This is a genomic window from Bradyrhizobium barranii subsp. barranii (assembly GCF_017565645.3).
Lineage (GTDB): Bacteria > Pseudomonadota > Alphaproteobacteria > Rhizobiales > Xanthobacteraceae > Bradyrhizobium > Bradyrhizobium barranii.
In genome coordinates this window covers 6,631,008-6,652,188 of sequence record NZ_CP086136.1, presented here as the reverse complement: position 1 = coordinate 6,652,188, position 21,181 = coordinate 6,631,008, and the positions used below count along the sequence as shown (strand labels likewise).

Sequence of the window (21,181 nt, the reverse complement as noted above, 5' to 3'; positions counted from 1 at the left end):
AGTGCGTCAGCGGTTACCGATTAGGATCATGCTCGACCTGAATGGTCAGGACTGAAGAGGGAGCGTCACCGTGGCTGACGGCGTCAGGAAAGACGAAGAGTTCTCGGGCACCAAGCCGGTCGAGGAGCGTCATCGCTTCGACGAGATGCGGCTCGAGGCCTGGATGCGCGACAACGTCGAAGGCTATGAAGGCCCGCTGGTCGTGCTCCAGTTCAAGGGCGGCCAATCCAATCCGACCTACCGGCTGAACACGCCGAACCGCTCCTACGTGATGCGTCGCAAGCCGTTCGGCAAGCTACTGCCGTCGGCGCATGCGGTCGACCGCGAATACCGCGTCATCGCAGCCCTTGGAAAACAGGGCTTTCCGGTCGCGCGCGCCTATGCGCTGTGCCAGGACGACAGCGTCATCGGCGCCGCCTTCTACATCATGTCGATGGAGGACGGCCGGGTGTTCTGGGATCCGACGCTGCCGAGCCAGACGCCGGAAGATCGTCGAAAAATCTTCACCAGCAAGATCGAGACGCTGGCAAAACTCCACATGTACGATCCCGTCGCGATCGGCCTCGGTGAATTCGGCAAGCCCGGCAATTATTTCGCGCGCCAGATCGACCGCTGGACCAAGCAGTATCGGGCGTCCGAGACCCAGCACATTCCGGAGTTCGAGAAGGTCGCCGAATGGCTGCCCAAAACCGTGCCGGAGCAGGCGCGCGTCTCGATCGTCCACGGCGACTATCGCCTCGACAACATGATTTTCCACGCGACGGAACCGCGCGTGCAGGCCGTGCTCGACTGGGAGCTGTCGACGCTTGGCGATCCCATGGCCGACTTCACCTATCTCCTGATGCAGTGGATCATGCCGGGCCTGGAGGGCGCCGACCTCAAGGCGCTCAACATCCCGAGCGTGGAAGAGGCCGCGCAGATCTATTGCAACGTCACCAAGATGACGGTGCCTGATCTCAACTGGTATTTTGCTTACAACCTGTTCCGCCTCGCCGGCATCACCCAAGGCATCGCCGGCCGCGTTCGCGATGGCACCGCGGCCAATGCCAAGGCGCTGGAGTCAGCCAAGCGCACCGTGCCGCTGTCGAAGGCGTCATGGGAATACGCACAGAAGGCCGGCGCCGTGTAGACCCACAAAGGCGCGGCTGATGGCCGCGCCTTTTCGCTTTGTGGTTCGCCGTCTCCACACTTTCGGTGTCATTGCCCGCGAAAGCGGGCAATCCAGTATCCCAGAGACAGCGCGTGGACGCAGAGGAGCCGCGGCGTACTGGATGCCCCGGTCAAGTGTTTAGTCCGGAGACATGGCTGACACCTGTTCGGACACATCACTGACAGGTTGGCCATTGGTCAAGTCGATCGATGCGACCTGCCAGCTGGCGAAGAAGATTCCGTAGTGGCCGTCACGAACCAGTGGCCGGATGGCAAGGCGTTCGCGGGCGAAGGCCTGGGGAACTTTCCAGAAGCGTCCCTTGAAGGAGATGTAGGGTCTTGTCGATGAGACCCTGCGCACGATCTCGCCGCTGTCGTATTCGACGTTCGGAACGCGGGCCGGCATGGGGCGAGCACTTGGCCGGAAGCGATCGGCAGGGACCTGCATATCGAGGCCTTGGTGAGGCCGCTCCAGATTGTAGACCGGCCGCCAGGCGTCGAAGGCGCGCTGGACTTCCGGGAGAGTTCGGAAGCGGCGCATTGCAAACACCTCGGCCTTCAGGGTGCGATGGAAGCGCTCGTTCTTGCCGCGGGCCTGTGGGTGGCATGGCCTGGCGTGCACCACCCTGACGCCAAGCTTGAGCAGCCACACCTTCAGTCCGGTCCAACGAATGCCGGACGTATCGCCCCAGGGTGAGCCATTGTCGGTGTAGAAGGCCTCTGGCAGGCCATAGCAGCGGAACGTCGTCGACAGGTGATTCTGCACGGTGAGACGCTGCTCGTCGGCACATGCCTTCAGGCACAGCACGTAGCGCGAGTGATCGTCGACGATGGTCAGCGGATGGCATCGTGTCCCGTCGGCCAGCGGCAGGTGGCCCTTGAAGTCCATCTGCCACAGCAGATTGGGAGCTTCCTTCTCGAACCGGTGGCCCGGATTGGGCGGCGCATTCTCACTCGGTTTGACCCGGCCGTTCCGACACAGGATCTGGTGCACCGTTGATGGCACAGGCACCGTCTGCCCGCCCCGCTTCAGGCAATGGGCAATCTTCCGTGCTCCCCAAGCCGGATGCTTGTCGCGTACAGCCAGGACTTCTACTTCGACCGCAGCCTCACTCCGCTTGGGCATCGCATGCGGGCGCCGGGAGCGGTCGGCCAGCTCCCGATCGCCGGCCTGCCAGCGCGCCAGCCACTTGTAGCCGACGTCAGGACTGATGTTGAACCGACGGCACAGTTCGCGCCGGTTGGCGCCCTCCTGCAAAGCCAGCCGCACAAACTCGTGACGCTGATCCATCACTGACACCTCGCTCCAAGGCATGGACGGCCTCCCGAATCGGACCAATCCAGCCAATGTTGATGTGTCAGCTATGTCTCCGAACACCCGTCAGTGATCTGTCCGGGCTAAACATCAAGCCGGGGCATGACACCGCTGTCGTAGCGACATCAGTGAAAGAACGGCCAGCCACATGATCGATCACGCCACCCTCATCACCTACATCCTCATCGTACTCGGTTTTGTCTTCATTCCCGGGCCTGCGACGCTGCTCACCATGGCGCGCGCGGTTAGCTCGGGAACGAAGGTCGGCATCGCGACCGGCGCGGGGATTGCGGCCGGTGACTTGATCCACACTTCGATGGCGATCGTCGGTCTTTCGGCGATCATCGCGACCTCTGCGCTGCTGTTCAGCATCGTTAAATATGCGGGCGCTGCGTTCCTGATCTATCTCGGCATTCGCGCGATGCTCGACAAGGCGCCGGTCGAGCTGAACGGCGGCGCGCCCGCGATCGGCGCGGGCCGGGCCTTCCGGCAGGCCGTGCTGACCGAAGTGCTCAATCCCAAGACCGCGCTGTTCTTCCTTGCGTTCCTGCCGCAATTCGTGAGGCCGGAGCACGGTTCGATCGCACTTCAGCTTGCGATCCTCGGCACCGTCTTCGTGCTGCTGGGTCTCGTCAGCACCGTGGTGTTCGCCGTCGGCGCCGGTCGTCTGGGCAATCTCCTGCGCCGCCATCCGGCCGTGGTGAAATGGCAGGGCAAGGTGGTCGGGACCATCTACTGCGCTGTCGGCGTGCGGCTGGCGTTGCAGGAGCGATGAGGAACGCGTGCTCCCGTAGCCCGGGTGAGCGCAGCGACACCCGGGACGGCGGTCCCGCATGTTGCTAACGCTCATGCGGGCTACGCTCTGAACGGTTGCGGCGATGAACGCCATCAATGTCGACATCCTGCGCTCGCTGTTCATGCCCTTCTTCTTCGACACGACGGCGTCGAGTGCCGCTCTGATGGTGATTGGCCTGCTACCAGGCGCGAATGGTGAACCTCGGTCCGACGTAGTAGCCGCCGTATCCGCGATCGTAATAGCCGGGACCGGCGTAGTAGTTGTAGCCCCTGCCGGGGAAGTAGCTGGGGTCGTCAAAGTAGCGCAGGACATAGCGTCCCCGGGTCCGCCAGCAGCGTCCATAATACTCGTTGCAGATCAGACCGACTTGGTCGACGTCGGAGATTTCGGCAGAGCCGATCGTCGTTGCGTTGAGCGGCGCGGCGGGAGCGGCGGCCGCAACCAGCGTGGCCCCGAGTGCGCCCAGTGCGATGGCCTTCATGGAGTTCTCCCTTCGGTTAGGCGAGAGTCTGGAGCCTAGCAGAAGGGAGCCTTGCCTGTCGGGTAAATCAGCTCCCGCAGGGTGGGCAAAGGCGCATCATTGTCCGCCATTCGCACGGCGCAACAGAAGTGGCGGGTTACGCTGCGCTAAGCTAACCCACCCTACGGGTCAGCCCTTCACACAATGCGCGATCAGCCTTTCCACGAAGCCTGCGCATTTCTCCAGCTCCGCCATCGCCACGAACTCGTCGGGCGTATGCGCTTGCGCGATCGCGCCGGGGCCGATCACCACCGACGGGATATCCGCCATGCTGGCGAACAGGCTCGCCTCGGTGCCGAAGGCGACCTTGGCGTGGTCGTTGCGGCCGGCGAGGCTTTTTGCCAGTGTGACGATGGCGGCGTCGGCCGCCGTGTCGAGCGCGGGATAATCAAGGATCTCCTCGAAATCGATGCCGCACTCCGGATGTCTCGCCTTCATCTCCGGCTCGAGCTCGGCCTTGGCCCAGGCGACGATCGCATCCGTCACCTCGCGCGACTCGGTGATGCCGATGCCGCGGCATTCGAAATCCACCGTGCAGGTATCGGGCACGATGTTCAGCGCGGCGCCGCCATGCACGATGCTGGTGAGCAGCGTCGAATGCGGAACGTCGTAGAGGCTGTCATTCGATCGCGCGGCCGCAAGCTTCACGGCACGGCGACGGATTTCGGTGATCAGCTCGGCCGCGTATTCGATCGCGTTGACGCCGTCGGGCGCGATCGAGGAGTGGCGGGCGAGACCACGGAATGTCGCGCGCACGCCGTGCTTGCCCTTGTGGCCGGTGATGACCTTCATCTCGGTCGGCTCGCCGATGAAGGCGCCGAGCGGCTTGATCTTCTTCTTCGCGACCTCGCGCAGCATCGGCCGCACGCCGACGCAGCCGATCTCCTCGTCATAGGAGATGGCGAGATGGATCGGCGTCGTCAGCTTCGCTTCCAGCATCTCCGGCACCATGGCGAGGCACACCGCGACAAAACCCTTCATGTCGGTGGTGCCGCGGCCGTAGAGCTTGCCGTCGCGCTCGACCAGCTTGAACGGATCGTGGCTCCAGTCCTGGCCCACGACCGGCACGACGTCTGTGTGTCCCGACAGCACGAGGCCTGGACGGTCCTCCGGTCCGATGGTGACCCAGAGCGAGGCCTTCTGGCCGGTGTCGTCGACGATGCGCTCGCCCTTGACACCGAGGAAAGCGAGATAGCTCTCGATATGGGCAATCAAGGGCAGATTGGTGCGGTCGCTGACGGTGTCGAAGCCGACGAGGTCGGCGAGGAGGTTGCGAATGCGATCGGGTCGTGAACTCGGGAAAATCGGGTTGGGCATTGTCTCGTTCATGAGATGGAGGATGGCTTCGCCGCCTGCACGAAACATACCAACGGAGTGGCGGTTCGGGCAAATCGGATCGCGAAGGGTGCTTTCGCTGAACCTCAGCCGAGCGCGGAGAGATCTTTCGGCAGCATTCGCTTGAACAGCTCGAGCTTACGCCGCGCCTCCGCCGGCGGCAAGGCGATGGCGTGACGAACCGCGGCGGCGATCTGGATCATCGCCAGTTGCGAAAACGAGGTGAGGGCGGCGGCGGGCTGTTTCGGCGCGACGCGCTTGAGCGCCTCGCGCAAGAGGCCGGCGAGAAAGGCCACATCCTCCTCGTCGATCTTCTGCAAGCTTCGGTCGGCCTGCGTCGCCATCCAGATGTGATGCATCACGGGATGCTCGCGGAACATCCGGTCATAGCCATCGGTGATGCGGCATAGCGCAGCGTGCAGGTCGGACAGCTTCTTCATCTCGGCGAGGTCGCGCTGGACGCATTCGCGGCCGATGACATTGCACCGCTCGGCGAGCGTCCCGATCACCGTGCTCTTGTCCGGAAAATATTGATAGAGCGAGCCGAATGCGATGCCGGTGCGTTCGACAATGTCGCTCATCCGGAAGGTGTCGCTGCCTTTCTCGGTAAGGATCTCCGCCGCAGCGGTCAGGATGCGGTCGAAGCGTTCCCGGCTTCGCTCCTGCGTGGGCACCAGCGGCGTGCGTCGCGCGGCCGCGTGCGTCGTCTTGTCCGTCCTGCTTTTCCGTTCCGGCATCCCGATTCCCGCCATCCGCGCTTGACGTCAGAAATAAGAGAGTTTATCGCATTTATCAAATGCGAGAGTTTATCGTATTATAGGGAGCTGCGGCATGTGGCAGGGTTTCACGACCGGACTGCTCTGGTTTTCGGCGATCGGCTGCGGCCTCATGGCCGGAATCTATTTCGCCTTCTCGACCTTCATCACGGCCGCGCTCGGCCGGCTCGACCAGGCGGCCGGCATCGCCGTGATGAACGCGATCAATGTCGACATCGTGCGCTCGCTGTTCATGCCGCTGTTTCTCGGCACGACGGTGGTGGGTGCGGCGCTGGTGGTGATGGGGACGTTGCGCGTCAGCGGGCCGGGGGCAGTGAGCATGATCGCCGGCGGCGGCCTCTACGTCATCGGCATGTTCGTGGTGACGATGGTGTTCAACGTCCCGCTCAACAACGCGCTCGCCGCGTTGCAGCCGTCCGCGCCGGAGGCTGGCGCGGTGTGGGCGGCGTATCTCAAGGACTGGACGTTCTGGAACCACGTGCGGATGGTTGCGTCGGTGGTCGCGAGCGGGTTGTTTGTCGCAGCGCTGGCTTCGTAGGCCAAATCGGCATCGTAGCCCGGATGCAGCGAAGCGAAATCCGGGGCCACTATGTCCGGGGGCGCAAACCCCGGATTACGCTTCGCTCCATCCGGGCTACAAGATCTCCAGTCTACAAGACCTTGCGTTGCCCGTCGGGCAAAACACTCAAACTCTCGGTCAATGTGTACTCGCGAAAATATTCCACTTTACCGAAATTCGGAAACGGCGTATCTGTCGCCGCAACCCGGCCCAAGGAAGAGGGGCGTATCGCGATCGTCACGAACGCGGGCCGGGCGGCGGTGGACGCAGGTCACATCGGCACGAAAGCTTCGCAGGGCGGGCGACCGTGAGCGAAGACCTCGCGCCAACGACAGATGTGATCGGCGTACGGCCAAATCGTGTCGTCCTGGCGCCCGGGGTCTGTGCGCCAAGTCTTGCGGTGATGTGGCAGCCCGACCGGGCATGCGCATCAGCCATCCGCAACGGCGACGGGGGCAATAGTGCAACGCTCCCCGGGGAGAGCACGACATAAGCCGTTCCAACCACTGCGCAGGGAAGGCCGGGATGCTCCGGTTGCCCTGTTACCCGCTGTGCATTGTAGCGCAAACTACTCATGGCATAGCGGTCCACGGGAGCCAACCGGCTCCCCGTCTTCCCTGCGCCCTCTTTCAATTGGGGGTGAGGCATCGAGGCAAAGCTCGGGCGAAACAAGCCGCGAGGATGCGAAGGTGTGTCCGCAATGAAGATGCGTATGATGAAGCGGCCGTGTCACCCCACACTCCGTCATTGCGAGGAGCTCTTGCGACGAAGCAATCCAGACTGCCTCCGCGGAGGGATTCTGGATTGCTTCGCTGCGCTCGCAATGACGATGTTGAGGCAGTTGCGCGCCAAAACTCCGGTCTCGCATCCCGGACGCAGCGCGTCCGGGACACGAGAAAGCGCGTGCTAAACCGGCTTGCCCGTATACGGCATCGACGCCGTCAAACCACCGTCAACCGGGAACGCCTGGCCGTTGACATACGATGCTTCGTCGCTGGCCAGGAACAGCCCCATCGCCGCGAGCTCGTGCGGCTGGCCGGGGCGCTTCAAAGGATTGAGCTGGCCGATCTTGTCTTGGGTGCCGCGCTCCTTGGCGCGGTCGAAGATCGGTTTGGTCATGCCGGTCTCGATCAGGCCCGGACACACCGCGTTGATGCGCACGCCGGTGCCGGTGAGCGAATACGCCGTGGTCTGCACCAGGCTGATCACGCCGGCCTTGCTCGCCGCATAGGGATGCCCGCTGGCGCCGGCCTTGAGGCCCGCGACGGACGCCGTGAGCACGATCGCGCCGGACTGCTGCTTCACCATGTGCGGCATCGCATGTTTCACTGCGAGGAACGGGCCGATCAGGTTGATGCGCAGCACCTCCTGCCACTGTTCCACGGTCTGCTCGCCGAGCGGCACGAGCCCGCCGGAAACGCCGGCATTGGCCCAGATCACGTCGAGCCGGCCGTGCGTCTTCACCGCCTTGTCGATGACGGCCATGACGTCCTTTTCGGAGCCCGCGTCGGCCACCATGGCTTCCGCGACACCGCCGGCCTTCTTCACCTCGTCGACGGTCTCCTTCACCGCCTCGGTGCGGTCGACCGCGATCAGCTTGGCGCCTTCCCTGGTGAAGAGGAGTGCGGCGGCGCGGCCGATGCCGCTGCCGGCGCCGGTGATGATGACGGATTTGCCTTGCAGACGGCCCATGCGTTTCTCCCTTTGGTATGCCGCGCGACGCTTGCCGCGCGACGGAATTTCAAACAAGATTTCAAACGGTAAAGTGTCTTGAGACACGTTCCCACCTGACGTACAGCGACATCAAACGGGATGGAAGAGTTTCGATGACAGGCGCAGACAAGCCCAAAGTGGTCACGACGCGGTGGTGGTGGGTCCGTCATGCGCCGGTGCGCAATGACGGCGGCAACATTTACGGCCAGAGCGATCTCGCCTGCGACACCAGCGACACCTACGTGTTCAACGCTGTTGCCAAGGTGCTGCCACGCAAGGCGGTCTGGTATTCGAGCAATCTGATGCGCACCCACCAGACCGCGGAAGCGATCTGGGCGGCCGGCTTCCCAAGGCCCGCATCGATGAAATGGGAAGCCGACCTGGCCGAACAGAATCTCGGCCGCTGGCAGGGCATGAACCGCGCCCAGTTCATCGCCAGCCGCCCCGTCGGCTCGAGCTGGTTCGCCGATATCAACGAGCCGGCGCCCGGCGGTGAAAGCTTCATGGATCTCTACAACCGCACGCGCCGCACCGTCGAGCGGATCAACAACGAGGCGGCCGGGCAGGATGTGATTGCGGTTGCGCATGGCGGCACCATCAAGGCGGCGATCGGCCTCGCACTCGACGGCCAGGTAGAGCGGGCACTGTCGTTCGACATCGACAACTGCTCGATCACGCGGCTCGATTATTTCTCAAGCCCCGAACGCTCGGTCTGGCGACTGCCGATGGTCAACCAGCAGCCGTGGATCGCTGATGACGCGCACGCCGAGATGCATCAGCTGGCGGGGCCGGAAGTCAAGAAGCTCGCCTGACGCCATTGTCCGCTCGTGCGGACGCGGCGTAGGCTTCAAGCCAATCAAAACGTACTCTGGGAGAGAAACATGACCTTGTTCGATATGAAGGGGAAAGTTGCCGTCATCACCGGCTCGACGCGCGGCATCGGGCTTGCGATCGCCGAGCGCATGGCCGAGCACGGCGCCAAGGTCGTGATCTCCTCGCGCAAGGCTGATGTCTGCGACCAGGTCGCGAAGGGCATCAACGACAAGTTCGGCAACGGCACGGCGGTTGCGATCGCCGCCAACATCTCGTCGAAGGAAAATCTGCAAAACCTCATCGACGAGAGCAACCGCGCCTTCGGCAAGATCGACGTGCTGGTCTGCAACGCCGCGTCGAACCCGTATTACGGTCCGCTCGCCGGCATCTCCGACGATCAGTTCAGGAAGATTCTCGACAACAACATCGTCGCCAACAACTGGCTGATCTCGATGGTGGTGCCGCAGATGATCGAGCGCAAGGACGGCTCGGTCATCATCGTGTCCTCGATTGGCGGCCTCAAGGGCTCGACCATCCTCGGCGCCTACGCGATCTCCAAGGCCGCCGACATGCAGCTCGCGCGCAACCTCGCCTGCGAATACGGCAAGCACAACATCCGCGTGAACTGCATCGCGCCCGGCCTGATCAAGACCGATTTTGCCAAGGCACTGTGGGACAATCCGGAGAATCTGAAGGCCTCGACCTCGCGCTCGCCGCTGCTCCGCATCGGCATCCCCGACGAGATCGCTGGCGCCGCAGTGTTCCTGGGATCGAAGGCCGGCGACTTCATGACCGGCCAGACCATGGTGATCGACGGCGGCGCGACGATTAGTTGAGGCGTTGCGTGGGAGGGAAGGGGCACCCAGCCCGCCCACAGACAGCTGTCATCGCCCGCCTTGTGCGCAATTGCGCACTGGGGCGGGCGATCCAGTATCCCAGAGGCCGGCGCTAGAGAGCGCCCTTTCACCACATCCGCCGCGGCGTACTGGATGCCCCGCTTGCCGCCTACGCTAAAGCTTCGGCGGCCCTGGACCTGAGCCCCGGCGAAGCCTTGGCGTAGCCGGGTCGCGGGGCATGACAGTGAGTGCGGAGATGCAACGCCGCGTCTAACTGGCGTCTCCTCAATCCACCGCCGCGTAAACCAGATCCCGCACCAGCGTCCGCGTGTGGTCGCGCTGCCCCGGTCCCTGCGACATAAACACGACGAACAGATCTTCCTTCGGGTCGATCCAGAAGAACGTCCCCGCAATGCCGCTCCAGAAATACTGGCCGACGCTGCCGGGGAACGGCGCGATGCCGGCCTCGCGGCGCACGGCGAAGCCGAGGCCGAAGCCGTGGCCCGGTGACAGCAGTGTGCCGTTGGTCACAACGTGCGGTCCGAGGTGATCGGATGCCATCAGCTCCAGCGTCTTGCGGCCGATGATCCTGTTGCCGTCGAGCGTGCCGCCGTTGCGCAGCATCAGCGCGAAGCGGGCATAGTCCATCGTAGTCGAGACCAGGCCGCCGCCGCCGGACTCCATCACCGGCTGCTCGAGCATGTTGAACAGCGCGACCTTGTCGCCGGTCCAGGGATCGGCTTCGAACGGCTGAGCGAGCCGGCCGGCATTGGCTTCGCTGGTGGAGAAGGCGGTTTCAGTCATCTGCAGCGGCGCGAGGATGCGCTCGGTGAGGAACGCGCCGAGCGACTTGCCGCTGACGACCTCGATGATGCGGCCGAGGATGTCGGTGGAGCGGCTGTAGTTGAACTCGTCGCCGGGATGGCAGGCCAGCGGGAAGCTTGCCACCAGCGCGGCATGCTCGGCATTGGTGATCTTGCGGCTGCGGACGCGGGACTCCTGGTAGAGCTTGTGCACGGGGCCGTCGCCCTGGTGCTCATAAGTGAGACCAGAGGTGTGGCGGAGCAGGTCCTGCACCGTCATCGGCCGCCGGGGCGGAACCAGTTCCAGCTTGCCGCCGCTGACCACGCCGACCTTCTGGTTGGCGAACTCCGGAATGAACTTGGCGACGGGATCGGCGAGCAGCAAATGTCCATCCTCGACCAGCGCCATGATGCCGACCGACACGATCGGCTTGGTCATCGAGAAGATCCGGAAGATCGAATCAAGCGCCATCGGCGCAGGTCCCGCCGGGCTCTGCTTGCCGAGCGCCTCGAACCAGCCGACCTGGCCGCGCCGGGCCACCAGCACGGTCACCCCGGGAATGGTTCCCTTGTCGATCTCGCGCTTGAAAGCGTCCGACATCGCCTGCAGGCGAGGGCGCGACAGGCCCAGCGTTTCTGGCCTGGCCTCGGGCAAAGGCGGGGTTTTCGGCGCGGTGGCAGCTTGGGCGGCGGCTGTGGCAGTCATGTTCACTCCCGGGGGCACATTATTATCGGGAATGAACTCTGGCCCAGAAGGCGCGGCACAAACAAGCGAAGCCAGCGCGCTTCACCCTTGCAAACCAGCCGTCCCCTGTGCTTGAAAGCGCCCCTGATCCGCGTGGCGACGCGAGGGTCCGTAGGAGTGTAGCTCAATTGGTAGAGCACCGGTCTCCAAAACCGGGGGTCGCAGGTTCGAGCCCTGCCACTCCTGCCAGCTAATCCCAGACAATCAGGATCGACAGGCAGGACGGCGGCGGGCCGACAAGCTCGGACCGTGGATCATGCGGACCGGGTAAGCCCTTGATCCGGATCGGGTCCGCTGGCCTCGGCCGCGCGTGTCCCGGCCAGCCCACACCTTGACCTTTGGCCCCATCCGCAGTATCTACCCCGCACTCGCAGCCGGCCCGTTAAACGCGGATTTCCGGCGCGGCTTTGAAATCCCCGAACAATCGAGCCCGGTTTCCCGGCTCATCCTTCGAGACAGAGGGCTGGGCCAACGGCGGCTGTTCGGATCCCTGAAATTCATTCGCGTCTGTCGACGGACGTTGGACATCAAACGATGGCAGTCAGCCCGTTCAAGTTTTTGCAGGAAGTGCGCTCGGAGACCGCCAAGGTCACCTGGCCGACCCGTCGTGAGACCACGATCACCACCATCATGGTGTTCGTGATGGTCGCCGTGGCCTCGATCTTCTTCTTCGCCGCCGACCAGATCATCCGTTACCTCATCACCTTCCTTTTGGGCATTCACTGATGGCAACAGCCGCTGCAACCCAATCGACCGACAAGCGCTGGTACATCGTCCACGCCTACTCGAACTTCGAAAAGAAGGTCGCCGAATCGATCCGCGAGCAGGCCAAGCAGCGCGGGCTCGAGGAGCTGTTCGAGCTGGTGCTGGTTCCGACCGAGAAGGTCACGGAAGTGCGCCGCGGCCGCAAGATCGACGCCGAGCGCAAGTTCTTCCCGGGCTACGTGCTGGTGAAGATGAAGCTGACCGACGAGGCGTTTCATCTGATCAAGAACACCCCGAAGGTCACGGGCTTCCTCGGCGCCGAGAACAAGCCGATGCCGATCTCGGAAGCCGAGGCCATGCGCATCCTGCACCAGGTGCAGGAGGGTGTGGAACGGCCGAAGGCGTCGGTGTCGTTCGAGATCGGCGAGAACGTGCGCGTGGCCGATGGCCCGTTCGCCTCGTTCTCGGGGGTGGTCGAGGAAATCGACGAGGCGCGCTCGCGCGTGAAGGTCGCGGTGTCGATCTTCGGCCGCGCCACGCCGGTCGAACTGGAATTCGGTCAGGTCGAGAAGGTCTGATCGGACGAGGCGTGAGGCTTCGGCCTCACGCTAGCAAGAGGCCGTGGGAGGGAGAGGGCGGTTGCCAGCCGCATCCGACCCAGACCACGAACCTGAAACCGCTGGCCCTGCCGGCACAACAGGAGTGATACATGGCAAAGAAAGTGACCGGATACCTGAAGCTTCAGGTCCCGGCCGGTGCGGCGAATCCTTCGCCCCCGATCGGTCCCGCGCTTGGTCAGCGCGGTCTCAACATCATGGAGTTCTGCAAGGCGTTCAACGCCCAGACCCAGAAGGAAGAGAAGAACACCCCGATTCCCGTCGTGATCACGATCTACGCCGATCGTTCGTTCACGTTCGAGATGAAGACGCCCCCGATGTCCTTCTTCCTCAAGCAGGCCGCCAAGATCCAGTCCGGCTCGAAGGCGCCGGGCCGCGACAAGGCCGGCAAGGTGACCAAGGCGCAGGTGCGCGAGATCGCCGAGAAGAAGATGAAGGATCTCAATTGCGATTCCATCGAGTCGGCCATGAAGATGGTCGAGGGCTCTGCCCGTTCGATGGGTCTGGAAGTGGCGGGGTAAGCGGTCATGGCAATCGGAAAGCGTTTGAACAAAGCCCGCGAAGGTGTTGACCGCGAAAAGCTTTACCCGCTCGCGGACGCCATCAAGATGGTCAAGGAACGCGCCAAGGCGAAGTTCGACGAGACCATCGAGGTCGCGATCAATCTCGGCGTCGATCCGCGTCACGCCGACCAGATGGTCCGCGGCGTCGTGACCCTGCCGAACGGCACCGGCCGTACGCTCCGCGTCGGCGTGTTCGCCCGCGGCGCCAAGGCTGACGAAGCCAAGGCTGCTGGCGCCGACGTCGTCGGTGCCGAGGACCTGGTCGAGAAGGTGCAGAACGGCTCGATCGATTTCGACCGCTGCATCGCCACCCCCGACATGATGCCGCTGGTCGGCCGTCTCGGTAAGGTGCTCGGCCCGCGCGGCCTGATGCCGAACCCGAAGATCGGCACCGTGACCATGGACGTCACCGGTGCGGTGAAGGGTGCCAAGGGCGGCTCGGTCGAGTTCCGCGTCGAGAAGGCCGGCATTTTGCAGGCCGGCGTCGGCAAGGCCTCGTTCTCCGAGGAGAAGCTGGTCGAGAACATCAAGGCCCTGGCCGATGCTGTCTCGAAGGCGAAGCCGGCTGGCTCCAAGGGCACCTACATCCAGCGCGTTGCGGTGTCCTCGACGATGGGCCCCGGCGTGAAGGTCGAGCCGGGCACCATTCTCGGTTAAGGCTTGCCTCGGCTGAGGTTTGGAAATTGCATGAGGCGAGGGGCGGAATTGGGCAACCGATTCCGCCCCTCGTCGTTTGTGGCGGCGTTCATCGGAAGCAAGAACCGGGAAACAAGAAAAAATGGCTGACAAGGTCCTGATCTACTCGCGCTTCCCGAAGACGATGATGGCGCGCTTCGCCGAGCGGTTCGAACTGCTCGACACCGGCGGCAAGCCGGCGCGCGAGGTGTTTTCGGCCGATGAGCTCGGCGGCATCCGCGCGATGCTCACCGCCGGCGGCTCGCCGCTCGGCGCAGACGCAATGGACCTGTTCCCAAAACTCGGCGCCATCGTCTGCTACGGCACCGGCTATGACGGCGTCGACCTGCAGGCGGCCGCCGCGCGCAACATTGCGGTCGGCCACAGCCCCGGTGCCAATGCGGCTTCCGTCGCTGACATCGCGATGACCCTGATGCTGGCGACGACGCGGCGGATCCTGGTCGCCGACCAATATGTCCGCAGCGGCGATTGGGCCGGCTCAAAGCAGTCGCCGATGATGCGCCCGCAGGCGGGCATGCCCGGCCGCCGCATCGGCGTCTACGGCATGGGCGAGATCGGCCGCAAGATTGCGGCCCGCTGCGCCGCCTTCGAGAGCGAGGTCGGCTATTTCAGCCGCACCAAATACGATCTGCCCTATCAATATTTCCCGACGCTGGAGGCGCTCGCCGACTGGTGCAGCGTGCTGATGATCGCGGTCCGGGCAGGGGCCGAGACCCAGCACGTCGTCAACGCCGATATCCTGGGGCGACTCGGGGAGCACGGCTATGTCGTCAACATCTCTCGCGGCTCAGTGATCGACGAGAAGGCCCTGGTCGCGGCCCTGACCGACAGGACCATCGCCGGCGCCGGCCTCGACGTCTTCGAGAAGGAACCGCACGCCCCCGACGCGCTGACGGCGCTCCCCAATGTCGTATTCGCCCCGCATATCGGCGGCCACACCCTCGAATCACACGTCGCCATGCAGAACTGCGTGCTGGCGAACCTGACGGCATTCTTCGCGGGCAAGCCGCTGCCATACGGGGTCAAATCGGCCTGAATCGGCCCTTGTCGGGCCGTCTCAAGCCCTGCCGCCAGTCGATTGGAACTGGTGTGAATTTTGCTCTTGGCAAGCGGGCTCCGAGCGGTTAAAGAACCGCTTCCGGACGTGCCGGCCTCGGCTGGCGCGTTCGTGCACGCATTCCGAAAACCCGACAAGACAGGAGATCATTCCTTTTCAGGACGTCCGTGAGGATTTGCCCGAAAAGGAAGGAAAACCCGTCGGTTGGTGGAGTGCGGGCAGGGGTCGGGCGGTTCGCCGGCTGACCTTGTCCTGTCCAAGACTGCAGGCGCCCGCGGGAAATTTCGATTTCTCAACGGCTTAATCGCATGGCCTGCATAGACGGGTGAAGACCGGATTTCACTTCGCGCCCAGCTTTAACGGCTGGCTTGCGAAACGGGTCTGGTTCGGACCTCGACACGCCGTGGGCCTTAAGGGCTCCCGGAGGGCAGGCTTTGAATTGTCGTCTCGCCCGGCGCGTGTCCCAGGGGTTTTGGCCCCGAGGTTCAGGTTTTGGGTGGGGCGATGGGTGCAACCCGGCGGTCCCGCTTCTCGCGATGACCGCCAACCGGAAAGAGCTTGCTGTGGAACGAGCGGCAAAAAAGGAAGCGGTCGAACAGCTCAATGGGGTCTTCAAGACCACGAGCGTCGCGGTCGTTGCTCAATATTCCGGCCTGACCGTTGCCCAGATGCAGAAGCTGCGTATGCAGATGAAGCAGGCTGGCGCCTCGGTAAAGGTCTCGAAGAACCGTCTCGCCAAAATTGCTCTTGAAGGCACTGACGTCGTTGCCATCGGCCCCATGCTGAAGGGACCGACCGTGATCGCCACTTCGAACGATCCGGTAGCGGCGCCGAAGGTCGCCGTCGAATTCGCCAAGACGAACGAAAAGTTCGTCATCATTGGCGGCTCGATGGGAAAGACCGTCCTGAATGTCGACAGCGTGAAGGCACTTGCCTCGCTGCCGTCGCTTGATGAACTGCGCGCCAAGATCGTCGGCCTTCTTGTGGCCCCGGCGACCAAGATCGCTCAGCTCGCCAATGCGCCCGCGGGCAAGCTCGCGCGCGTCATCCAGGCTCATGCCTCAAAGGGCGAAGCGGCCTGACGCCCTTCGCAAAACTCAAACCCGAACCAGACTTACACTCAAGGAAACTGAACAATGGCTGACTTGCAGAAGATCGTTGACGACCTCTCGAGCCTCACCGTGCTCGAAGCTGCCGAACTCGCGAAGCTCCTCGAAGAGAAGTGGGGCGTTTCGGCTGCCGCGGCTGTCGCCGTGGCCGGCCCGGCTGGTGGTGGCGCTGCCGCCGCTCCGGCCGAAGAGAAGACCGAGTTCACGGTCGTTCTTGCCGCCGCCGGCGACAAGAAGATCGAGGTCATCAAGGAAGTCCGCGCCATCACCGGCCTGGGCCTGAAGGAAGCAAAGGACCTCGTCGAGGGCGCGCCGAAGCCTGTCAAGGAAGGCGTGAACAAGGACGAAGCCGAGAAGATCAAGGTCCAGCTCGAGAAGGCTGGCGCAAAGGTCGAGCTCAAGTAAGCAACGCTTACTGGCCGGATCCCGGGGCGCGCATCATGCGAGGCCCGGGATCCTGGTCCATCCCCAAAAGGGGCGGGCCAGATGCAAAAGGCGTGCGACGGAACGCTCCGACGTAGGCCGAACACGAAAAAGTGTTGGGATTTGAAGGTTAACCCCTCGAATCTCGACTATTGTCGCCCCATATCGGTTCGACAGAAGCGCGGTGGGCAGGGATGCCGGATTCCCTGTAAGCCGTTGGGAGAGCAGGCTATTTCGGGCTTTTGCAGTCCGTGAAGACAATCGTTGTGACGGGCGGGCGTGCCTATGCGCCCCGCGCGTCGTTTTGCGTTTTGAAGGTCTGAAGAACAGATTCAGGACATGATGGCCTGAAACTGGATTTTTAGTCCCCGAAACGGGTTCGAAAAATTCAACCCGGGGAGCGGTGGCAACCGCGTCCTGGACGGCGCGCCCCGAGCGGGCGACGAAATGAGAGGCCACGATGGCGCAGCAGACATTCACCGGTCGCAAACGCGTTCGCAAGTTCTTCGGACACATCAAGGAAGTCGCCGAGATGCCGAACCTCATCGAGGTTCAGAAGGCGTCCTATGACCAGTTCCTGATGGTCGACGAACCCGCGGGCGGGCGTCTCGACGAGGGCCTGCAGGCTGTGTTCCGCTCGGTGTTCCCGATCTCCGACTTCTCGGGCACCTCGATGCTGGAATTCGTCCGCTACGAGTTCGAGCAGCCGAAATACGACGTCGACGAGTGCCGCCAGCGCGGCATGACCTTCGCGGCACCCCTCAAGGTGACGCTGCGCCTCATCGTGTTCGATATCGACGAGGAAACCGGCGCGAAGTCGGTGAAGGACATCAAGGAGCAGGACGTCTACATGGGCGACATTCCGCTCATGACGATGAACGGCACCTTCATCGTCAACGGCACCGAGCGCGTTATCGTCTCGCAGATGCACCGTTCGCCCGGCGTGTTCTTCGACCACGACAAGGGCAAGACCCATTCCTCGGGCAAGCTGCTGTTCGCCGCCCGCGTCATCCCGTATCGCGGCTCCTGGCTCGACATCGAGTTCGACGCCAAGGACATCGTCTATGCGCGTATCGACCGTCGCCGCAAGATTCCGGTGACGTCGCTGATGTTCGCGCTCGGCCTCGACGGCGAGGCGATCCTGTCCACGTTCTACAAGAAGATTCTCTACAAGCGGACCAAGGAAGGCTGGCGCGTTCCGTTCGACGCCAACCGTTTCCGCGGCTACTCGACCATCAACGACCTGATCGACGCCGACACCGGCAAGGTCGTGCTCGAGGCCGGCAAGAAGCTCACCGTGCGCGGTGCGCGTCAGATGCAGGAGAAGGGGCTGAAGGCGCTGCGGCTGTCCGATGAAGAGCTCGTCGGCAACTATCTCGCCGAGGACCTCGTCAACCCGAAGACCGGCGAGATCCACGCGGAAGCCGGTGAAGAGATCACCGACAAGTCGATGAAGGCCCTCAACGAGCAGGGCTACAAGGAACTGCCGCTGCTCGACATCGACCACGTCAATGTCGGCGCCTACATCCGCAACACGCTCTCGGCCGACAAGAACATGACGCGTGAGGACGCGCTGTTCGACATCTACCGCGTGATGCGTCCGGGCGAGCCGCCGACGCTGGATTCGGCGCAGGCGATGTTCCAGTCGCTGTTCTTCGACGCCGAGCGCTACGACCTGTCCGCGGTCGGCCGCGTCAAGATGAACATGCGCCTCGACCTCGATGCGCCCGACACCCAGCGTACGCTGCGCAAGGAAGACATCCTCTCCGTCATCAAGACGCTGGTGGATTTGCGCGACGGCAAGGGCGAGATCGACGACATCGACCATCTCGGCAACCGCCGTGTGCGCTCGGTCGGCGAGCTCATGGAGAACCAGTACCGCATCGGCCTGCTGCGCATGGAGCGTGCGATCAAGGAGCGCATGTCCTCGGTCGATATCGACACGGTCATGCCGCAGGACCTGATCAACGCGAAGCCGGCGGCTGCCGCCGTGCGCGAGTTCTTCGGCTCCTCGCAGCTCTCGCAGTTCATGGACCAGACCAACCCGCTGTCGGAGATCACCCACAAGCGCCGCCTGTCGGCGCTTGGACCGGGCGGTCTGACCCGCGAGCGCGCCGGCTTCGAGGTGCGCGACGTGCATCCGACGCATTACGGCCGCATCTGCCCGATCGAGACGCCGGAAGGTCCGAACATCGGCCTGATCAACTCGCTCGCGACCTTCGCGCGCGTGAACAAATACGGCTTCGTCGAGACGCCGTACCGCAAGGTCAAGGACGGTCGCGTCACCGACGAGGTCGTGTACCTCTCGGCGATGGAAGAGGGCCGCTACACGGTCGCGCAGGCCAACGTGCCGCTCGACCCGAAGGGCCGCTTCACCGAAGATCTCGTGGTCTGCCGTCACGCCGGCGAAGTCTTGCCGGTGACGCCGGACAAGGTCGACTACATGGACGTGTCGCCGAAGCAGCTCGTTTCGGTTGCCGCGGCGCTGATCCCGTTCCTCGAGAACGACGACGCCAACCGCGCGCTGATGGGCTCGAACATGCAGCGCCAGGCGGTGCCGCTGGTTCGCGCCGAGGCGCCGTTCGTCGGCACCGGCATGGAAGGCGTGGTTGCGCGTGACTCGGGCGCCGCGATCGCGGCACGCCGTTCGGGCGTGATCGACCAGATCGACGCGACCCGCGTCGTCATCCGCGCCACGGAAGATCTCGATCCGACCAAGTCGGGCGTCGATATCTACCGTCTGATGAAGTACCAGCGCTCCAACCAGTCGACCTGCATTAACCAGCGTCCGCTGGTGAAGGTCGGCGACATCGTCAAGAAGGGCGACATCATCGCCGACGGTCCGTCGACCGATCTCGGTGAGCTCGCGCTGGGGCGGAACGTGCTGGTCGCGTTCATGCCGTGGAACGGCTACAACTTCGAAGATTCGATCCTGCTCTCCGAGCGGATCGTGAAGGAAGACGTCTTCACCTCGATCCACATCGAGGAGTTCGAGGTGATGGCCCGCGACACCAAGCTCGGGCCTGAGGAAATCACCCGCGACATTCCGAACGTCTCGGAAGAAGCGCTGAAGAACCTCGACGAAGCCGGTATCGTCTACATCGGCGCGGAAGTGCGCGCCGGCGACATCCTGGTCGGCAAGATCACGCCGAAGGGCGAAAGCCCGATGACGCCGGAAGAAAAGCTTCTGCGCGCCATCTTCGGCGAAAAGGCCTCCGACGTTCGTGACACCTCGCTGCGCGTTCCTCCGGGAGTGCAGGGCACGATCGTGGAAGTGCGCGTGTTCAACCGTCACGGCGTCGACAAGGACGAGCGTGCGCTGGCGATCGAGCGGGAAGAGATCGAGCGTCTGGCCAAGGACCGCGACGACGAGCAGGCGATCCTGGACCGCAACGTCTACAACCGTCTTGCCGAGCTCCTCGAGGGACGGCAGGGCATTGCGGGCCCGAAGGGCTTCAAGAAGGACACCAAGATCACCCGTGCGGTGCTCGAGGAGTACCCGAAGTCGCAGTGGTGGCTGTTCGCTTCGCCGAACGACAAGCTGATGGCCGAGATCGAGGCCATGCGGAAGCAGTACGACGAGTCGAAGAAGGGGCTGGAACAGCGCTTCCTCGACAAGGTCGAGAAGCTTCAGCGCGGTGACGAATTGCCGCCCGGCGTGATGAAGATGGTCAAGGTCTTCGTCGCGGTGAAGCGCAAGATCCAGCCCGGCGACAAGATGGCCGGCCGCCACGGCAACAAGGGCGTGGTGTCGAAGATCGTGCCGATCGAGGACATGCCGTTCCTCGAAGACGGTACGCATGCCGACATCGTGCTCAATCCGCTTGGCGTGCCCTCGCGCATGAACGTCGGACAGATCCTCGAGACCCATCTCGGCTGGGCTTGCGCCGGCCTCGGCAAGCGTATCGGCCAGACGGTCGATGCCTATCTGTCGAAGCAGGACATCAAGCCGCTGAAGGAAACCTTGAAGAAGGTCTACGGCGAGGACGAGACGATCAAGTCGCTCAACGACAACGAGTTGATCGAGCTTGGCCACAATCTGAGCCGCGGCGTGCCGATCGCGACGCCGGTGTTCGATGGCGCCAAGGAAGCCGACATCGAGGAGATGCTGAAGCTTGCCGGTCTCGACGCTTCGGGTCAGTCGACCGTCTATGACGGCCGTACCGGCGATGCCTTCGATCGCAAGGTGACGGTGGGCTACATCTACATGCTCAAGCTGCACCATCTCGTGGACGACAAGATCCACGCGCGTTCGATCGGTCCGTACTCGCTCGTTACCCAGCAGCCGCTGGGCGGCAAGGCGCAGTTCGGTGGCCAGCGCTTCGGCGAAATGGAGGTGTGGGCGCTCGAGGCTTACGGCGCGGCGTACACGCTCCAGGAGATGCTGACGGTGAAGTCGGACGACGTCGCCGGCCGTACCAAGGTGTACGAGGCGATCGTCCGCGGCGACGACACGTTCGAGGCCGGTATTCCGGAATCGTTCAACGTGCTGGTCAAGGAAATGCGCTCGCTCGGCCTCAACGTCGACCTGCACAACTCCAAGGTGGGACCGGCGCCGACGTCGGAAGCAGCCGAGTAATACGACCTTTCATGCCCGGCCTTCACGGCCGGGCATCGGCGCCCCTCCCGAGGCCTTGAGGGCAGGGCGCCC

General features: G+C 63.6%; 19 protein-coding genes and 1 tRNA gene. 14 read left to right on the top strand and 6 right to left on the bottom strand.

All coding sequences use genetic code 11. The features are described from left to right. The first annotated feature begins 70 nt into the window (after positions 1-70). On the top strand, positions 71-1,129 hold the full coding sequence (locus J4G43_RS32460) for a phosphotransferase family protein (RefSeq protein WP_208087441.1): 1,059 nt from the start codon (positions 71-73) through the stop codon (positions 1,127-1,129). Between the two features lie 159 nt (positions 1,130-1,288). Here the strand turns inward: J4G43_RS32460 and J4G43_RS32455 are convergent, their stop codons facing one another. Continuing rightward, positions 1,289-2,464, bottom strand: coding sequence for an IS481 family transposase (locus J4G43_RS32455; protein ID WP_208083680.1), 1,176 nt, complete (start codon positions 2,462-2,464; stop codon positions 1,289-1,291). Between the two features lie 148 nt (positions 2,465-2,612). Here J4G43_RS32455 and J4G43_RS32450 point away from each other — a divergent pair, with 148 nt between their 5' ends. Continuing rightward, positions 2,613-3,239 carry a LysE family translocator gene (locus J4G43_RS32450; protein ID WP_208087440.1) on the top strand — a complete coding sequence of 209 codons (627 nt, stop codon included), beginning with the start codon at positions 2,613-2,615 and terminating at the stop codon, positions 3,237-3,239. Positions 3,240-3,438: 199 nt separating this feature from the next. Here J4G43_RS32450 and J4G43_RS32445 read toward each other — a convergent pair whose 3' ends face one another. The 3 genes from J4G43_RS32445 to J4G43_RS32435 all read right to left on the bottom strand — a co-directional run bounded on the left by J4G43_RS32445 (position 3,439) and on the right by J4G43_RS32435 (position 5,852). Then, complete coding sequence (locus tag J4G43_RS32445; protein ID WP_208087439.1) at positions 3,439-3,741, bottom strand: hypothetical protein; 303 nt, start codon at positions 3,739-3,741, stop codon at positions 3,439-3,441. Between the two features lie 168 nt (positions 3,742-3,909). Continuing rightward, positions 3,910-5,097: an acetylornithine deacetylase gene (argE, locus tag J4G43_RS32440; RefSeq protein WP_208087438.1), complete on the bottom strand. Its 1,188-nt coding sequence runs from the start codon at positions 5,095-5,097 to the stop codon at positions 3,910-3,912. Between the two features lie 104 nt (positions 5,098-5,201). Then, positions 5,202-5,852, bottom strand: coding sequence for a TetR/AcrR family transcriptional regulator (locus J4G43_RS32435; RefSeq protein ID WP_208087437.1), 651 nt, complete (start codon positions 5,850-5,852; stop codon positions 5,202-5,204). 94 nt (positions 5,853-5,946) lie between these two features. Between J4G43_RS32435 and J4G43_RS32430 the strand changes: the two genes are divergently transcribed. Beyond that, complete coding sequence (locus J4G43_RS32430) at positions 5,947-6,429, top strand: anthrone oxygenase family protein (protein ID WP_208087436.1); 483 nt, start codon at positions 5,947-5,949, stop codon at positions 6,427-6,429. 927 nt (positions 6,430-7,356) lie between these two features. Here J4G43_RS32430 and J4G43_RS32425 read toward each other — a convergent pair. Beyond that, complete coding sequence (locus J4G43_RS32425; RefSeq protein ID WP_071912821.1) at positions 7,357-8,142, bottom strand: SDR family NAD(P)-dependent oxidoreductase; 786 nt, start codon at positions 8,140-8,142, stop codon at positions 7,357-7,359. A 134-nt stretch (positions 8,143-8,276) separates the two neighbouring features. Here J4G43_RS32425 and J4G43_RS32420 point away from each other — a divergent pair, with 134 nt between their 5' ends. Both J4G43_RS32420 and J4G43_RS32415 read left to right on the top strand, forming a co-directional pair. After that, complete coding sequence (locus J4G43_RS32420; RefSeq protein WP_208087435.1) at positions 8,277-8,975, top strand: histidine phosphatase family protein; 699 nt, start codon at positions 8,277-8,279, stop codon at positions 8,973-8,975. 69 nt (positions 8,976-9,044) lie between these two features. After that, positions 9,045-9,812 (top strand): SDR family NAD(P)-dependent oxidoreductase, encoded by a 768-nt coding sequence (locus J4G43_RS32415; protein ID WP_063982568.1) that lies wholly within the window; start codon positions 9,045-9,047, stop codon positions 9,810-9,812. 285 nt (positions 9,813-10,097) lie between these two features. Here the strand turns inward: J4G43_RS32415 and J4G43_RS32410 are convergent, their stop codons facing one another. After that, positions 10,098-11,321, bottom strand: a complete 1,224-nt coding sequence (locus J4G43_RS32410) for a serine hydrolase domain-containing protein (RefSeq protein ID WP_208087434.1) — start codon at positions 11,319-11,321, stop codon at positions 10,098-10,100. A 152-nt stretch (positions 11,322-11,473) separates the two neighbouring features. On the opposite strand from J4G43_RS32410, the gene J4G43_RS32405 reads away from it, so the two are divergent. The 9 genes from J4G43_RS32405 (at position 11,474) to rpoB (ending at position 21,109) form a co-directional block, all read left to right on the top strand. Next, a tRNA-Trp gene (locus J4G43_RS32405) sits at positions 11,474-11,549 on the top strand. A gap of 345 nt (positions 11,550-11,894) precedes the next feature. Then, positions 11,895-12,086, top strand: a complete 192-nt coding sequence (gene secE, locus J4G43_RS32400) for a preprotein translocase subunit SecE (RefSeq protein ID WP_007611620.1) — start codon at positions 11,895-11,897, stop codon at positions 12,084-12,086. Then, positions 12,086-12,643 carry a transcription termination/antitermination protein NusG gene (gene nusG / locus J4G43_RS32395; RefSeq protein WP_063982569.1) on the top strand — a complete coding sequence of 186 codons (558 nt, stop codon included), beginning with the start codon at positions 12,086-12,088 and terminating at the stop codon, positions 12,641-12,643. Before secE ends, nusG begins: the two co-directional genes overlap by 1 nt. 131 nt (positions 12,644-12,774) lie before the next feature. Further along, a complete protein-coding gene (rplK, locus tag J4G43_RS32390) occupies positions 12,775-13,203 on the top strand; it encodes a 50S ribosomal protein L11 (protein WP_006611824.1) in 429 nt (142 codons plus the stop codon). Between the two features lie 6 nt (positions 13,204-13,209). Beyond that, positions 13,210-13,902, top strand: coding sequence for a 50S ribosomal protein L1 (gene rplA / locus J4G43_RS32385; RefSeq protein ID WP_014494487.1), 693 nt, complete (start codon positions 13,210-13,212; stop codon positions 13,900-13,902). A gap of 121 nt (positions 13,903-14,023) precedes the next feature. After that, a complete protein-coding gene (locus tag J4G43_RS32380) occupies positions 14,024-14,977 on the top strand; it encodes a 2-hydroxyacid dehydrogenase (RefSeq protein WP_208087433.1) in 954 nt (317 codons plus the stop codon). A 584-nt stretch (positions 14,978-15,561) separates the two neighbouring features. Next, a complete protein-coding gene (gene rplJ, locus J4G43_RS32375) occupies positions 15,562-16,080 on the top strand; it encodes a 50S ribosomal protein L10 (protein ID WP_063986291.1) in 519 nt (172 codons plus the stop codon). A gap of 54 nt (positions 16,081-16,134) precedes the next feature. After that, positions 16,135-16,512 (top strand): 50S ribosomal protein L7/L12, encoded by a 378-nt coding sequence (rplL, locus tag J4G43_RS32370; RefSeq protein WP_028152883.1) that lies wholly within the window; start codon positions 16,135-16,137, stop codon positions 16,510-16,512. 478 nt (positions 16,513-16,990) lie between these two features. Further along, a complete protein-coding gene (rpoB, locus tag J4G43_RS32365; RefSeq protein WP_028152884.1) occupies positions 16,991-21,109 on the top strand; it encodes a DNA-directed RNA polymerase subunit beta in 4,119 nt (1,372 codons plus the stop codon). The last annotated feature ends 72 nt before the right edge of the window (positions 21,110-21,181 follow it).

Coding starts and splice junctions, on each gene's coding strand:
- J4G43_RS32435 (WP_208087437.1), bottom strand. CDS start 5,852: ATGCCGGAACGGAAAAGCAGGACGGACAAGACGACGCACGCGGCCGCG.
- rpoB (WP_028152884.1), top strand. CDS start 16,991: ATGGCGCAGCAGACATTCACCGGTCGCAAACGCGTTCGCAAGTTCTTC.
- rplK (WP_006611824.1), top strand. CDS start 12,775: ATGGCAAAGAAAGTGACCGGATACCTGAAGCTTCAGGTCCCGGCCGGT.
- J4G43_RS32420 (WP_208087435.1), top strand. CDS start 8,277: ATGACAGGCGCAGACAAGCCCAAAGTGGTCACGACGCGGTGGTGGTGG.
- rplL (WP_028152883.1), top strand. CDS start 16,135: ATGGCTGACTTGCAGAAGATCGTTGACGACCTCTCGAGCCTCACCGTG.
- J4G43_RS32455 (WP_208083680.1), bottom strand. CDS start 2,464: ATGCCTTGGAGCGAGGTGTCAGTGATGGATCAGCGTCACGAGTTTGTG.
- J4G43_RS32415 (WP_063982568.1), top strand. CDS start 9,045: ATGACCTTGTTCGATATGAAGGGGAAAGTTGCCGTCATCACCGGCTCG.
- J4G43_RS32445 (WP_208087439.1), bottom strand. CDS start 3,741: ATGAAGGCCATCGCACTGGGCGCACTCGGGGCCACGCTGGTTGCGGCC.
- J4G43_RS32425 (WP_071912821.1), bottom strand. CDS start 8,142: ATGGGCCGTCTGCAAGGCAAATCCGTCATCATCACCGGCGCCGGCAGC.
- J4G43_RS32450 (WP_208087440.1), top strand. CDS start 2,613: ATGATCGATCACGCCACCCTCATCACCTACATCCTCATCGTACTCGGT.
- J4G43_RS32430 (WP_208087436.1), top strand. CDS start 5,947: ATGTGGCAGGGTTTCACGACCGGACTGCTCTGGTTTTCGGCGATCGGC.
- J4G43_RS32410 (WP_208087434.1), bottom strand. CDS start 11,321: ATGACTGCCACAGCCGCCGCCCAAGCTGCCACCGCGCCGAAAACCCCG.
- J4G43_RS32380 (WP_208087433.1), top strand. CDS start 14,024: ATGGCTGACAAGGTCCTGATCTACTCGCGCTTCCCGAAGACGATGATG.
- nusG (WP_063982569.1), top strand. CDS start 12,086: ATGGCAACAGCCGCTGCAACCCAATCGACCGACAAGCGCTGGTACATC.
- argE (WP_208087438.1), bottom strand. CDS start 5,097: ATGCCCAACCCGATTTTCCCGAGTTCACGACCCGATCGCATTCGCAAC.
- secE (WP_007611620.1), top strand. CDS start 11,895: ATGGCAGTCAGCCCGTTCAAGTTTTTGCAGGAAGTGCGCTCGGAGACC.
- rplA (WP_014494487.1), top strand. CDS start 13,210: ATGGCAATCGGAAAGCGTTTGAACAAAGCCCGCGAAGGTGTTGACCGC.